This is a genomic window from Flavobacterium sp. NRK F7, assembly GCF_024054195.1.
In the GTDB taxonomy this organism is placed as follows: domain Bacteria; phylum Bacteroidota; class Bacteroidia; order Flavobacteriales; family Flavobacteriaceae; genus Flavobacterium.
The window spans coordinates 2,881,762-2,895,883 of the sequence record NZ_JAMXLB010000001.1; the positions used below are offsets into that span (position 1 = coordinate 2,881,762).

The 14,122-nt window shown below is 33.2% G+C and carries 13 protein-coding genes; 1 reads left to right on the plus strand and 12 read right to left on the minus strand.

Annotated elements, in window-relative coordinates:
• Window positions 1-10: 10 nt before the first annotated feature.
• The 3 genes from NHF47_RS13085 to NHF47_RS13095 all read right to left on the minus strand — a co-directional run bounded on the left by NHF47_RS13085 (window position 11) and on the right by NHF47_RS13095 (window position 1,983).
• A complete protein-coding gene (locus tag NHF47_RS13085) occupies window positions 11-463 on the minus strand; it encodes a hypothetical protein (RefSeq protein ID WP_252765350.1) in 453 nt (150 codons plus the stop codon).
• 193 nt (window positions 464-656) lie between these two features.
• Entirely contained in the window at window positions 657-1,487 is an 831-nt protein-coding gene (locus tag NHF47_RS13090; protein WP_252765351.1) for a hypothetical protein, read from the minus strand.
• Window positions 1,488-1,647: 160 nt separating this feature from the next.
• Window positions 1,648-1,983, minus strand: a complete 336-nt coding sequence (locus NHF47_RS13095) for a hypothetical protein (protein ID WP_252765352.1) — start codon at window positions 1,981-1,983, stop codon at window positions 1,648-1,650.
• A gap of 292 nt (window positions 1,984-2,275) precedes the next feature.
• Here NHF47_RS13095 and NHF47_RS13100 point away from each other — a divergent pair, with 292 nt between their 5' ends.
• Entirely contained in the window at window positions 2,276-3,787 is a 1,512-nt protein-coding gene (locus NHF47_RS13100) for a sulfatase-like hydrolase/transferase (protein WP_252765353.1), read from the plus strand.
• Window positions 3,788-3,877: 90 nt separating this feature from the next.
• On the opposite strand, the gene NHF47_RS13105 is transcribed toward NHF47_RS13100, so the two are convergent.
• The 9 genes from NHF47_RS13105 to NHF47_RS13145 all read right to left on the minus strand — a co-directional run bounded on the left by NHF47_RS13105 (window position 3,878) and on the right by NHF47_RS13145 (window position 14,121).
• Window positions 3,878-4,747, minus strand: coding sequence for a hypothetical protein (locus NHF47_RS13105; protein WP_252765354.1), 870 nt, complete (start codon window positions 4,745-4,747; stop codon window positions 3,878-3,880).
• Window positions 4,748-5,119: 372 nt separating this feature from the next.
• On the minus strand, window positions 5,120-5,491 hold the full coding sequence (locus tag NHF47_RS13110; protein ID WP_140997763.1) for a VOC family protein: 372 nt from the start codon (window positions 5,489-5,491) through the stop codon (window positions 5,120-5,122).
• A 113-nt stretch (window positions 5,492-5,604) separates the two neighbouring features.
• On the minus strand, window positions 5,605-6,084 hold the full coding sequence (locus tag NHF47_RS13115; RefSeq protein WP_252765355.1) for a hypothetical protein: 480 nt from the start codon (window positions 6,082-6,084) through the stop codon (window positions 5,605-5,607).
• Complete coding sequence (locus tag NHF47_RS13120; RefSeq protein ID WP_252765356.1) at window positions 6,081-6,674, minus strand: hypothetical protein; 594 nt, start codon at window positions 6,672-6,674, stop codon at window positions 6,081-6,083. Before NHF47_RS13120 ends, NHF47_RS13115 begins: the two co-directional genes overlap by 4 nt.
• A 181-nt stretch (window positions 6,675-6,855) precedes the next feature.
• Window positions 6,856-8,274, minus strand: a complete 1,419-nt coding sequence (locus NHF47_RS13125; protein ID WP_252765357.1) for a di-heme oxidoredictase family protein — start codon at window positions 8,272-8,274, stop codon at window positions 6,856-6,858.
• Window positions 8,275-8,302: 28 nt separating this feature from the next.
• Window positions 8,303-9,469 carry an imelysin family protein gene (locus NHF47_RS13130; RefSeq protein WP_252765358.1) on the minus strand — a complete coding sequence of 389 codons (1,167 nt, stop codon included), beginning with the start codon at window positions 9,467-9,469 and terminating at the stop codon, window positions 8,303-8,305.
• 229 nt (window positions 9,470-9,698) lie between these two features.
• Window positions 9,699-10,328 (minus strand): SGNH/GDSL hydrolase family protein, encoded by a 630-nt coding sequence (locus tag NHF47_RS13135; protein WP_252765359.1) that lies wholly within the window; start codon window positions 10,326-10,328, stop codon window positions 9,699-9,701.
• A gap of 15 nt (window positions 10,329-10,343) precedes the next feature.
• Window positions 10,344-12,779 carry a TonB-dependent receptor gene (locus NHF47_RS13140; RefSeq protein WP_252765360.1) on the minus strand — a complete coding sequence of 812 codons (2,436 nt, stop codon included), beginning with the start codon at window positions 12,777-12,779 and terminating at the stop codon, window positions 10,344-10,346.
• On the minus strand, window positions 12,760-14,121 hold the full coding sequence (locus NHF47_RS13145; RefSeq protein ID WP_256477038.1) for an HTTM domain-containing protein: 1,362 nt from the start codon (window positions 14,119-14,121) through the stop codon (window positions 12,760-12,762). Before NHF47_RS13145 ends, NHF47_RS13140 begins: the two co-directional genes overlap by 20 nt.
• Window position 14,122 lies beyond the last annotated feature (1 nt).

Consider the following 14,122-nt stretch of genomic DNA (forward strand, 5'->3'; position numbering starts at 1 on the left):
GTTTCAAAGGTTAAGTTCCGTAATTTTCGTTATCGCATTTTTTTACTTTCCGTTTTGCTATTTTTTCAAATTTACCAGTTTTTCTGTTCGCACGCCAAGCTTTTATAATTTTAGTGTAAAATTCGACATTGTTATCTGTATCTCTTACAAGAGCAATAATTTCTACATTAACACCATTATTTGTGTAGCAATATTCTGTTAATTTGTTTTCTTTCAATTCTTTCTTATCAATCTCTAAAATATCAATTATGATTTTTTTTGTATTTTCAATTTTGAAAAATAATATGAATATTTTAGTTTCAGAATTAGAAAATGCAATACCATAATCAGTATCGAGCTTACCTTTATTTAATAGAAATCCACCTTCACTTTTTATTTCTTGACCAATCCAATGTTTTCTGTTGCTTTGCTGTGAATAGCAAGAAGAAACAAGAAGTACAAATATGTATAAAAAATTTTTCATAAAATCATTGCTAAAGGTTGAATTTTAAAAGGTTCGTCATAAAATAGCACACAACGGTCTCGGCTATGAGTAGTTGCGTGGGTTAGCACTTAACTTTGCAAGTACTCACCAAGCTGAAAATCCGCTAGGATTTTCAGAAGAAGGCGAGAACAAGCAATTACTTATAGCCATTGTTGTACGCAATATTTTATTATTATTTATGATGATATTCAACTTCGTCTGGTGTTAATTCAGAACGTCCTTTGATTTTATAGTTAGTTTTCCAAACTCGTAATTCTTGCACAGGAATTGGATTTCCATTGTCGATATAAAAAGGAACAAAATAAAATGGTTCATCATTTTTCTGTTGTTCTCTAAATTGATGGAAAAACATTCCTTGTTGCATTTTTAAATTTTTCCAAAAAACCATTTGCATAACCATTGATTGTTGCTGTTTCCCATATTTCTCAAGTTGCATTGATTTTTGATAATCCGAAAACATTGGGTCAAGCCATTTCCTGTCAGGGTTAGCATATAGATAAGTCGAATAACTTACGTCACTTTCTATTATGAATGAAATACAAATATTATTCTCTTCGTCCACGTCATTATCTTGATTCCAAGAACGAATGTAATTGAAGAATTTAATAGCATAATCTTTATCAGCATATGCAGGACCAAAATAATTCAAATATCCATCGTGGTTTTCAATTTCTGGATTTAATAAAAAATATCCATTGGTTAGCCATTGGTCATATTCAATTTCAAAGTCAGGGAATGGTTGTAAAATCATCACAGAATATTCGAATAGAGTTCGTTCAAATAACTGTTCTATCCCGAATAGTGCGAAAGTCATTATTATTCCGCCCCAATAAGGTAGAGTTAGAAAACTCGTTGCTATTCCAATTACAGTTAAAATTCGTAAAATCCATTTGACTGGTTTTTCAAATTTCTCGTGTACAATTAGTTTCGGATAATACTTTTTCCACTGTAGTCTAACAAGACTATTTGAGTCTATTTTCCAATTTCCAACTCTAAATTTCATAGGTCTTGTTCATATTGCGTACAACGTTCCGCGGCTTGGCGCAGTAGCGACTGCGTGGAACGATTATTTCTTGCTAAGATAAGATTTTCCAGCGGAAAATCGAACATTGTTGTTTATTTTAAAAGTAGCTATTGAGCCAAACCGCTGTTGTAGGTGGTTTTTATTTTTTTTTGTTAAAAGTTATGCTTATTTCCGTTTTGTCTGGATAAAAAGTTTGTTTTATTTCTTTTGCGTCATCTTTCGCAGCATTAAGAAATTCTTCCATCTGCTCTTTTTGATGCTTAATAAATTCTTCTTTTTTTTCAGACCATGCTGATGAATTTACAACTAGTTCTTTTGCATCGGATAGAGAGCAATTTTGGTTAACTCTAACATAAACTATGCACTCCAAAATGCTACATTTTAGTGATTTCAGTTCAGCTATTCTGTTTTCTAATGCAACTTTAGTAAGTTTGGATTCTTTTTCTGCTAAATTTCTTATTTCTTCTTCAGTCATCTTTAAAATTACCTACAACTTGTTGTATATGTCTGACGAAGTCAGACATATACAACAACCATTTGTTAGATAGGTCTGAAAAACAGTCAGACTTTTTTTGATATCCAAAAATAACAATTATTGGTTACAAATCATCAAAAGGGCTTTATATAAAAACAAGACTTCTTCTTACCTAACCCTTTCATAAACTACCTAATCTTCAAAACAGGTAATTCTACCCTAGTTCCAAAACCCAATTTAACGGAACTTAGCTTCAATAAAATTACTTACAACAAACAGTTAATTTCAAAACATGATGAACTTTAAACAAAAACTACAAGAAATTACCGAAAAACCAGATCTAATTCTGATTATCACAGACGAACAACGTGCAACTCAACATTTTCCTCCTGGATGGGAAAAGGAAAACCTAAAAACCCTAACGTTCTTAAAGGAAAACGGCTTTAGTTTTGATCGGGCGTTTTGTAACACCTGCATGTGTTCACCCAGTCGTACGACTTTGTTCACAGGCATTTATCCTGCGAAACATGGGGTAACACAAACGCTGACGGAAGGTGGTTTACTTTCGCCTCAGGAACCTACTTTAGATACTTCTTTACCTAATTTAATGAATACGTTTTGGGCAGACGGTTATGATGTACAATACCGTGGGAAATGGCATATGAGTAAAGGGGTAGCACCAACAGGTACAAAAACTAATTATGAGAGTTTAACCGCAGCGGATATTTCGTTATACGGTGCTATGGGTTGGATTGCTCCTGATGCAGGTGAAGATGTGAATCCACTGAATTTTGGAGGAGGTTATGCGAATCACGATGCACGCTATACGGCTGAAGCCATTCAATATTTACAAGAAGTAAAGGAAAGACGTAAAAAAGGAGACCACAAACCGTATTTATTAATTCTTTCGTTGGTCAACCCACACGATGTATTGGCGTATCCAAAAACAGCTGGAACTTGTGGGTACCATCCAGATAGTTGGTTAAAAAGAGACATTGGTTTACCCGATACCGAAGGTGAAAACTTATTACTGAACAAAAAACCGATGGCTCAAGAACAGATTAAATTGAATATGGCTGTGAGTTTGGGCGAAATTATCTCTGAAGAAGACAAATTGAATTATGTGAATTTCTACGCGTCTCTTTTAACGGAAGTCGATAAAGAAATTGGTCGTTTTGTAGACGAATTGTATAAAAAAGATGAAGACGGCAAGCGTTTAGCAGATTCGGCTTTGGTGACCTTTACTTCCGATCATGGCGAAATGGGCTTGGCACACGGTGGTTTGCGTCAGAAAACGTTTGTAGCTTATGAAGAAGCCTTGCGCATTCCCTTAGTCATTTCCAATCCGATTTTGTTTGAAGGAGCGGAAAAGAAAAACTCCATGAGTTTAGCAACCTTGGTGGATATCATGCCGACGCTCTTAGAAGCAGCAAATGTTTCCAATGCACCAACAGGTTTGGCAGGAAACAGTTTATTACCCATTATTGAAGAAGACAAAGCAGTTCAAGATAGTATTTTATTTACCTATGATGATATTAAAGCAGGTTCCAATAGCAATTGGAATATTGTAAAAGCTGCCAATCGCATTCGTTGCATTCGTACTGAAAAATGGAAATATGCGTATTATTTTGATGCTTTTGGTGCGTATTACCAGCAATATGAATTGTATGATTTGGAAAACGATCCATCAGAATACACCAATTTAGCTTATGATCCAGATTATGCCGCTATCCGACAAGAATTAGCCGTGCAATTGCATCATTTAGAAATTGAAAAATTAAGAGTGCATACGCCTTCTTATTAATTAGACTAGGGGTTTAAGTGAGTCAAGGCTGTTACTAAATACGAGATTACGCCATAATACTACCACTCGTATTGGGACAGCCTTACTTTTTTATTTATACGCATCTACATCAAACGGTACATAAAAAATATTTTCTTTAAAACGCTCTCCTACTTTTTCTTGTCTCGTAAAATACAATCTTTTTTCTTTTTCCTGTACGAATGGGCAAAACTCGGCAACAGCAGAATTAATGGGTAAACCTAAGTTTTTTGGTGTAGTCCATGTCTTATTTTTATAAAACGAAATGTACAAATCTACTTCGCCATAGCCTTCTGAAGTTGATGAAAAGTAAATCATATAATCGCCTTTAGGAGAAATATACGGATTGGATTCTCGCTCATTCGTATTAATGGGTGCACCCATGTTTATTGGTTTTTGGTATTTTCCGTTTTTCTTTACTGAATAATAAATATCAGACTGCCCTACTTTATTTTCATTCTCTTTCATAAAATATATCGTCCCTTTATTAGTCATAGAAGCATAGGATTCTGAGGTGGTCGTATTTACAAGGGTATCTAAAGGATATGCTTCTCCCCAACCTTCTTTGGTTACTGGAACCATCCATATATCAAAATCTTTACGATTTGTATCTCTATGTGTGTTTCGGTTCGATTGAAAAAGAACGGTTTTTCCGTCGGGACTAAAAACTGGGTCGATATCTTTCCAATTCCCAGAAGCTGACGAAAAAGAAGCTACTTTAGGCGTTGACCATTTCCCAGCCGTTTTTCTAGACTCCATAATTTGTAAGGTGTCTCTTTTTCCATTGGAACGCACCCATAAAGCGGTTTTACTATCTGGTGAAAGGGTTAAACCAAAAACACCATCCTTGGAAATTACTTCCGGTTCAAAAAGTAACGGTTCAGTTTGCGAAAATGCAATTGAAGTAAGAAATAATAGGAAAGAAACTACTACCGATTTCATATTGTTATTGAGAATTAATTGGTATTTACAAAGAGAAGCATTCGTAAAGAAACCTTCTGAACACTTCCTTTCAAAAATAAATAAAACCCCAAAAATAAAAATCAGAATTATCAGAAGTTTAACAGATAAAAAAACAACAAACCCAGCTATACCAAGGCAAGAACCTAAAATTTTAAGTCTTTAGGGTAAAATTTTACGTCTACTAACCTAAAATTTTAGGTCTCTAGGGTAAAATTTTACGTCCACCAACCTAAAATTTTACGTCTCTGGGGTAAAATTTTACGTCTACCTACGTAAAATTTTAGGTTCTTGCGTTAAAATTTTAGGTTATGGAACGTAAAAAGGAATATCGTACTAATTGGGAAATACTTGCTATCGATGTTGGTCAATTAAAATAGCATTCCCATCAGGATCGGTTAAGGTAATGTATTCTGGTCCTTCAGTCGTTGCATCCGCTTGACGGGTCAATTCAATATCAGATTCTTGCAATTGTTTTTGGATTTCCCTAACATCGTCAAAAGAATCGATTGGTTGCGCATTGCCATCCCATCCTGGATTAAAGGTCATGATGTTGTGATCAAACATCCCTTGGAAAAGTCCGATAACCGCATTTTCATTTTTTAAGACAATCCAGTTTTGATCGATGTTACCTCCTTTGTAAGTAAACCCTAATTTTTCATAAAAGGCTTTTGATTTATGAATATCTTTCACCGCAAGACTGATGGAAAAAGCACCTAATTTCATATGTATCTATTTTTAGTTAAGACTATAAATTTAATGCTTTTACAAGTAAAAAATCAATAATTTGATACTTCTTTTCCGACAAACAAGTAGCTTTTACATTACAATTTTAAGTATTAAACAGAACCTCTAAAAGGATACCGAGGCTTCCATGGGGTAGTTAATACATTTCTACTAAATTTCAAAATTGTTGCTTCCGATTGAATACTGACTTTAATTTGAAATCTAACTTTATCATAAAAAATAGTATCCACATGAAGAGAAAAATCACCATTTAAGGCTTTTTCATCAGAAATTAAATAAATCATATGATTGCCTTTATTTCCTCTTTTCGTCTTATATGTAGCGGTAATTTCTTTGTTTAAAACGGATTCGATATGCAATGAATCTTTCCATTCATTTATATACACCTTATTATATTCTTTAGGGAAAAGTTGATTCTCTTTTTTTGGGGAATATATTTTTTCTCCTTGTAAAACGAGTTCGTCCAAATCCCAATTTCCTTCTATATTAACGGTATCAGGAGTATAAAATGCTAAATACAAAACACCGCTAAAGAAAAATAAAACGAGGATATATTTTAAAATTTTCATCATTGATTTTCAATTTGCTCTCTCATTTTTTTCTTTTTCAAATGAATAATTTTTATAACGTCCTCAACAGCAATATCTGTACCTAGAACATCAATTTGCAGAATTTCTCCGTTAGATAATCCTAGGATAGCAAAATGATCGGTAGATTTTCCGGCTCTCTCACTCAAAATTCCTGTCAGAATAATGTTCTCCCAAACAATATGTGTTTTTTCATTAAATATTAATTCATTTTGAGCAACCTCCATAAAAACTTTATTTCTAGTAAAAAATAAAATATAAAGGGAATACAAAATAGCTAGCGGACAAAAAAAATACATAAAAATGATAAGTGATGTATTTTCTCCATTTTTGTTCATGATTGGAAAAGTAAGTAGAAAAAAAATAGCTCCTGTTACTATAGCAATGTAAATATATTTATGTTTATAAATCTTTAAACCCTCTATTTTATGTCGCTCTGTATATCTAACTCCTGCATTTTTTTCTGTGAGTTCTTTATAGGTAAATGGCCCAAAATTTCGTGCATAAAAACTTTCGTGAGGGTATTTTTTCTTAATTGTTTCTCTTAATTTTTCAATATCAACTTTTTCTTTCATTCTTTTGTGCTATGAATACTGGATTGAAATAGTTTTATATTTACAAACCTAAACTATTTTTTAAAACTAATTAAGGAACAAGTAAAATTATTCTAAATAAAAAAAGCCGTAGCTGAACTAACAAAACAGCTACGACTCTTTTATGTAAAACGACTTATAAAAGCAGTTTTAACTTGGTATTTTATAACGAATTGATAAAGTCAATTACTTTTTGGCGTTCGGCTTGACTTAAATTTTTAAAATTGGATTTCGCAGTAGCTGCTTCTCCACCATGCCATAAAATCGCTTCTTCAACATTTCTAGCTCTACCATCGTGTAACAAGTAAGTATGATTGTTTACCGTTGGTATCAAACCAATGCCCCATAAAGGTGGCGTTCTCCATTCGTTCCCATCTGCTAAATAATCAGGAGCGTTATCTGCTAATTCAGGGCCCATATCATGCAATAACAAATCGGTATACGGACGAATAATTTGATTGCGAAAGGCTTCAATATAATAGGTACTACTCGTTGTTATTTTGGGTATATGACATTTGGCACAATCGATACTATTAAAAATTTCTTTTCCTTCTAATACGTTTTGGGACTCATAATTTCGTCTGGCTGGTACCGATAAAGAACTCGAATACAAGACCACTTTATCTAAGGTTTCATCCGTAATTTCAGGTGTACCCCCATTTGGAATAGAAGCACCATTGTAACCCGTAGGAATGTTTTCATTTGGAAATAAAGAAGAAGTTATCCCGATATCACCAGAGAAAGCACCCGCTACTTGTTGTTTCACATTCGGTTGATTGGCTTTCCAACCAAATCTACCCATTTTTGTGGTTTGCGAAGCCACATCAAAAACATAATTCGCTTTCCCAGAAATACCATCCCCATTTGCATCTGAAACATCTTGAAAGCCCAACAAAGTCGCTTCAGGAATTGCTTCAAGTAATCCCATTCCGACCATTTGATTGGCAATTCTAGGAGAAACACTTACCGATCCCGATAAGGCACCATAATTCAGATTTACAATAGTATATACTGGTTTTCTCAATTCTACTTGCGTTCCATCGGCATAAGTTTCATAAGAATACTGATACGTAATCGTATATTCACCTTCTTTATCCTGACCTAGAATAGCTACATCTTGCAATTGATTCCCATAGGTTGTTTCAGGCAAATACCCTCCATGTGCGTCGGTTTGCGGTAAATTCAAACGCAACAATAAGCCCGTGCCTAATTCTCCATTATACATTGGAGGTCTTCCCCTACCATCTTTAAAATGGCAACTCGAGCATGAAATGGCATTGTAAAAAGGTCCTAACCCATCACGAGCGGTTGTACTAGCAGGTGCAGCCACCCAACTTTGCCTAAAAAAGGAATTTCCAATACCAAAATCAGATTGTTGTTCGGCTGTTAAATGTGAGGAGAAAAATCCGAAAGCCTCTTCAGACACATTAAAAGAAGTTGCATTTTTACCTCCAGAATATTGCTCGTCTGCTTCAGGTATCAATTGATAGGTTTCACTATCTTGATCTGAAGAACAAGAAATAAAAAGTGAACTTATATATATTAGTCCAATAAAAGCACTTTTATAGCTGTGACAATTCATTTGTTTTTCATTCAAATTTTGGAATGAATTACTCTATGGTAATTCCTAAACTTTGCGCGGCTGCTTTTAAATTAGAGCCCATTAATTGCATGGCATCTACTGCCGCTTTCACTTTTGCACCTTCCGTAGAGGTAGGCCCGTCTTGGATAGCCATATCAAAAGGGATTAATGTAGCATTTGTTTTTAATTTAGCATCTGCAATCGCTTCATTTACTTCGTTTGCTAAATTGAAATTACTTTCTCTTACCAAATTTTCTAACGAAACACCCGAAATAGTTCCATAATCGCCTTGGTACACATTGATTGCACCTTGTAAATTTTGACGAATGTCTCTGTGCGTATTGTCACTAAAACAAGAATGTTCGTCTTCTTGATCTTGATTGTATAAAGCTACATTTACTCTTTCTATAGCCAATTCAGAATATACTAAAACAATAGCCCCTGTAAACATTTTTTTAATAGCTTCATTCTCATCTAAATTCAAGAAATAGTTTCTATAGGTTCCATTTGGTTTCCATTGGTCCACCAAATATGATAAATGATCGGTAAGTAAGTCTGCGCAGATAGTTAGGTAGGCTCTTCTTCTATCTTGATTGGCAGCAGTACCAGCATCTACAAAATCAGTATAAGGTCTTTGACCTGCTAAATTAGCAGATGGAGCGGTTAAATCTTGACCCCATAAAAGGAATTCGATAGCATGATAGCCTACGCTAATATTTTTTTCCCCACCTTCTTCATTTAAACTTTCCAATAAAGCTTTAGAAAGTGTAGGATAAGTAGCTGTATTATTTATAATTCCTGCTGAAGGCGCACCGTCTACATAATCGATAAAATTTTCATCTAAAGGCCATGCATTCAGCATCGATTCTGGACCATTTGCGTCATCGATAGGTCCATCAATAAAACGAAAAGCTTCGGTAGTTCCATAACTTTCTCTTGCGGTTTGCCAAGCCATTTTCACTTGATTGAATAACGTTTGTGAAGGTGTTGTAGTAAAATTTGTAATTGCAGTTTCAAGAGCTACTGCATCATTATAGGCTTGTACATAATTAGCATGTACTATTTCAGCATAATTTTGAATCACTTCCGTTTTAGATATTCTTTGTATCGCTTCCTCGTCATCCTGACAAGAGTTAAAAGCAAGTGCAATAGTAGTAAGTAGTAATAATGGCTTAAAAAAACGAACTTTTTTCATGGGTTTAAATATTTTATAGTAAGAAAATTGCAGTTTACATTTAGTACAGGGCTTCCTAATTCTAAAGGATGCTACATTTACTTCCTATGTAATTAATAATCCCTGCAAAATTATTACTATTTAGATTAAATACAAATAAAAGCAAGTTCTTTTTTACTTCTTAACGATAATTTAATTGAATAATAGTAGAATTAGGAAATTGATTTGCTTTATGGAGTTTAAAGCTTGTTTATTTATGGAATAATGTATTGATGATTACCATAGCTGCAACTTTACTACCTTTTAAGGAGGGATGAAAAGCATCTTCACTGTAATAATCCCAAGTATTTGTACTCTCTATATAAGACTTCCAAGCACTTCCAACTGGTAAAAGTATAGCTTCGTTTCGTATAGCTGCTTCTGTATAATTTTGAATTACTTTATCAAAAGTATGGTAATTACTCTTTGCAGGCCATACCATAAAATAACAAAGTTGGGTATTGTTTAGTTTACATATATCACTGTATTTTTTTCCACTAGCAAGAAGCATATTTTTTCCTTCCGATTGAGAAGAAGGACCTTGTTGTATAATAACATAATCGTATTTTTTAGAAGCAATTAATTTTTGGACTTTACCTTCATTCCAATGATCTTCAATTGCATAATTAGGATAAGCTAACATTTCAACAGCTACTTTTATTCCTTTTTCTTTTGCTTCTTCTTTTACTAATTTAGGTAAATCATTCGTATACGTGAGGCTGTTACCTATAAATAAAAGACTATACTTAGGTGTTGAATTTAATAGAGCATCAGTCTTTTGATTTGAATGATTCAAAAAAACAGTACAAAAAAGAATGAAAAAAAAACCTAAGTTATTCATTAAAGTATAAATTAATTAAAATTTAAATTCAATTGTTGCGTAAAAAACTCTAGGTTCAGAAGGTATGATACCTGGTCCTGGATAGCCCGTAGCTCTTTTTGTGAAATACCATGAATTTAATACATTGTTAATTCCTGCTTCAAATTTTAGTTGTTTCCATTTGTAGGAAGTAGAAACATCCAAAACATAATAAGTAGGAATTTCACCAAAAATACCATAGGTATCATCATCTGAATTGGTTTTAATATTTAAAGCATCTGTAAATTGAGAAGAAACATAAGTAAATTGCACGCTAGATAAGAAGTTTTTGTAACCAATACCTGTTCCTAACTTTACATTATAATTGGGAACAAATTCTACTTTATTTCCTTTAATTGTTTCAACTTTTGATTCCACATATTGAGAATCTGTTAGAGCAACATTGGAAAAGGCGGTCCATATAAAGTTTTCATTGTCTCTAAAAAAAGTTTTACTAATATTCCAATCTAGTAGTGATTCAAAACCATATGTTAAAGCGGTTCCTAGATTATCTCTGTAACGCACATCTACGGCTGCTCTTGTAGGACTTTCTATCCTTTGTTCGCCAATTTTATCCTGATAATACAAAGCATATATACTTGCATCAAAAGAAATAATATCTCTAATTTTTCCTCTTAAACCAATATCAGAAGTATAGCCTTTTTCGTCAGTGATATCAGGATTAATTTCAAAACTAGGTGATGTAGTACGAATGTCGTTAAACGTTACTGAACGATAATTTTGAGAAACATTACCATACCATTCTAATCCATTTTTCATTTTGTAACTCGCTCCAATTCCGAAAAGGAAAAATTGTCTTTCTTTTACATTTTCTTCATTCACAGAAGTATCTAATAAAATATTACCTGCTAAATCGGTGATGATTTTTCTGTAGTAGCCATTGGCTTGGGTTTTAATATTTTCATATCGAAATCCTGGTGTAATTGAAAAGGCATCCGTAATTTTAAAGATGTTTTCTCCAAAAATAGAGACATTCAAATTAGGAAAAGTATAATCCGATTGATTGGCATAATTTGGAAATTCATCTGTTGCAAGATTAAAATTAGCATCACTTCCCGAACTTCCTGGACCTTGAAGACCTGAATTTTTAGCCTGATAATATTTGGTACCCAATAAAAAAGCATTTCGCTTTCCAAAGAAATCATATTTTTTTAAATAACGTGCTTCTGCACCCCAATTGACAAAATCACCAATAATCAAATCTCGTTCTGTACCTTCAACATCACTACTGGAAACCCTATTAGAACGATATCCTAAAGCTTTTCGGGAAGCATTTAAGCCAAATAATTGCAAGGAAAAATCAGCATCATGTTGAAAGTGATGTTTAAATCGTAACGCATACAAATTCCAATTGACATCAAACCAATTTCTACTTCTATTACTTTGTTTAGGATCTTCCTCAAACATAACATCAGTTAAACCTCCAGGTTGTTGTGCTAAATAATCAAAATAGGTATAATCAAAATGCAAAGATGTATTTGCTGAAAATTGATAATTTAAATTTGCGAAATAGGATTTTGAATCAAACTGAGAATTCGGCCTAAATCCGTCTCCAGTCTTATAGTTGTAATACGTATAATAGCTGAATTTACCATGCGTTCCGCTTACACTTGTAAAATTGGTAAACAAATTATAAGAACCTATCGTATTTCTAGTGATGACTTCGATGGGTTTTAAGGTTGGTTTTTTTATTTTAAAATTAACCATTCCTCCAAACTGCGTCCCATATTGTAAAGAAGCGGCACCTCTTACAATTTGAATAGCCTCTAAGGCTTCCGTAGGTGTAGCATAATAACTTTCTGGGTAACCCAAAACATCTGCACTTATATCGTAATCGTTTTGTCTGGTATTAAAATTTGATGTTCGATTGGGGTTTAACCCTCTTCCTCCAATAGACAATTGCAAACCACCATCATTACTTTCATTAATTGTTAATCCTACCACTTGTGCATACACTTGTCTAGGATTGTTTGTGGCTTTATTCGCAGTAATTTTATCTAAGGAAATGACTTCCGTTTTTTTACCTGCGTAAATAGCGGTTTCTTCAATATCTTTTAATTTATTGAGCGCAAATTGTTTTTCTTTCTCTTTAATTATGACCACTTCTGATAGTGCTGTGGCTAATTCATTTAACGTAATTTGAAGATCATTAGCATTGGGTTGAACAGATACCTCTTCAATTTGATAGCCTTGTAAAAAGAAAACTATAGTGTTATTACCTTCAACTAACGACGTAATTTCGAAGGTACCATTAGATGCACTGCGCGTATATTGATAGGTTGTTTTATTATATATTTCCACATTTTCAAGTGGTTTATTCAAACTATTGGTCACAATTCCTTTTACACTTTTTTGAGCGAAAGTAGCGGTAATACATAAGAAAAGTAACGTATTAAAAACCTTTGATGTCATCGTTAAATGGTAAAATCCACGTTTTGTGTTGGAATGATTCATATTCTTTAGCTAAATCTATATTTGGATCAAGGTATCTTTGACTGAGTCTTCCGTTTAAAGCTACATAGCTGTCTACGGTTACTATAGGGTCATATATACCAGTATTTTCGTAATAATCGTGTAAAAAATGAGCAAATTCTAAAATAAAATCAGGTTGAAAAGCCATTTGTTTTTCCTGAAAAGGAGTTAAAAATCGTGTTGTATCAATTGCTTTTCTTTGTTTTGTTTTAGCATCTGTAACATAAAATTGGGCATAGCCTGCTTTTTCCATTAACATGACTCTCCAAGAAAATCGAAATCCTTCTTCAGTCCAAAACAACTCATCAGGATATAACCAATAACGGAATGGAAAAACCAACTGAAAAGCCATAAATACAGCTAAAAAATACATTTTCAAGTTATATTTAGGTTGCTTAATAGAAGCAATTAATGCGTTTGGTGTTTCAAAAAACGTTTGTTTGCTTTTAAAAGCGACAAAGATAAGATTCATTATTCTTTTATGAAACCCAGCACTGAAGAAGATAAGCGTGCTGATAATCATAACATACGGGAACACCCCTATAGGAAATAATATTTTGGTTAATACATGAAAGATTACTACAAAAACAAAGGCAATATTTCTTGTTTTTTTATTCCATAATAAAAAAGGAATGATTAAATCATAAAGAGCACCAAACCAGCTAAAAGCATATTGTACCCATTCTTGATGAAACCAATTTCCTATGATGGGAGTGTTCGACTGATTGGGTAACCAAATTTTTAAAGGCATGGCTTCTAGTAGCCAATCTGAATTGAGTTTGGCTAAACCAGCGTAAAAATATACTATGGTTAACATTACTTTCAATATATCTATATTCCAAGTAGGAATTTGGAGGCTTTTAATCTTTTCGTTTTGTACAGCATCCACTGAATAATTAGCATTGGCAGGCAAAAAAATAAGGATAAAACTAATTACAGAAATAAAATAATAATGATTCAAATAAGTAGTTTTATCCATTAATTCTATATAGGTAAAACTCAAAAAGAAAACCGTAATCGCTATTTTATAGCGATATCCAATAGCAACTAGTAATGCGGCTAATCCGCATATAAAAAATAAAATATACGTAAAATTTCCCAAAGGTTTTACCCATTCAAAACCATAATACGTAAAGTGAAATTTGGGTTGGATATACATTTTATCAATCCAACCATAGGCAGAAAATCGAATGATACTAAAAAGCATCATTAAACCAAACGCCAGCCTAAAAAAAGCTAGCGTTACAGTATCTGATTTCTTATTTAAATACGTTTGTATCAAA

Coding starts and splice junctions, on each gene's coding strand:
- NHF47_RS13085 (WP_252765350.1), bottom strand. CDS start 463: ATGAAAAATTTTTTATACATATTTGTACTTCTTGTTTCTTCTTGCTAT.
- NHF47_RS13090 (WP_252765351.1), bottom strand. CDS start 1,487: ATGAAATTTAGAGTTGGAAATTGGAAAATAGACTCAAATAGTCTTGTT.
- NHF47_RS13095 (WP_252765352.1), bottom strand. CDS start 1,983: ATGACTGAAGAAGAAATAAGAAATTTAGCAGAAAAAGAATCCAAACTT.
- NHF47_RS13100 (WP_252765353.1), top strand. CDS start 2,276: ATGATGAACTTTAAACAAAAACTACAAGAAATTACCGAAAAACCAGAT.
- NHF47_RS13105 (WP_252765354.1), bottom strand. CDS start 4,747: ATGAAATCGGTAGTAGTTTCTTTCCTATTATTTCTTACTTCAATTGCA.
- NHF47_RS13110 (WP_140997763.1), bottom strand. CDS start 5,491: ATGAAATTAGGTGCTTTTTCCATCAGTCTTGCGGTGAAAGATATTCAT.
- NHF47_RS13115 (WP_252765355.1), bottom strand. CDS start 6,084: ATGATGAAAATTTTAAAATATATCCTCGTTTTATTTTTCTTTAGCGGT.
- NHF47_RS13120 (WP_252765356.1), bottom strand. CDS start 6,674: ATGAAAGAAAAAGTTGATATTGAAAAATTAAGAGAAACAATTAAGAAA.
- NHF47_RS13125 (WP_252765357.1), bottom strand. CDS start 8,274: ATGAATTGTCACAGCTATAAAAGTGCTTTTATTGGACTAATATATATA.
- NHF47_RS13130 (WP_252765358.1), bottom strand. CDS start 9,469: ATGAAAAAAGTTCGTTTTTTTAAGCCATTATTACTACTTACTACTATT.
- NHF47_RS13135 (WP_252765359.1), bottom strand. CDS start 10,328: ATGAATAACTTAGGTTTTTTTTTCATTCTTTTTTGTACTGTTTTTTTG.
- NHF47_RS13140 (WP_252765360.1), bottom strand. CDS start 12,779: ATGACATCAAAGGTTTTTAATACGTTACTTTTCTTATGTATTACCGCT.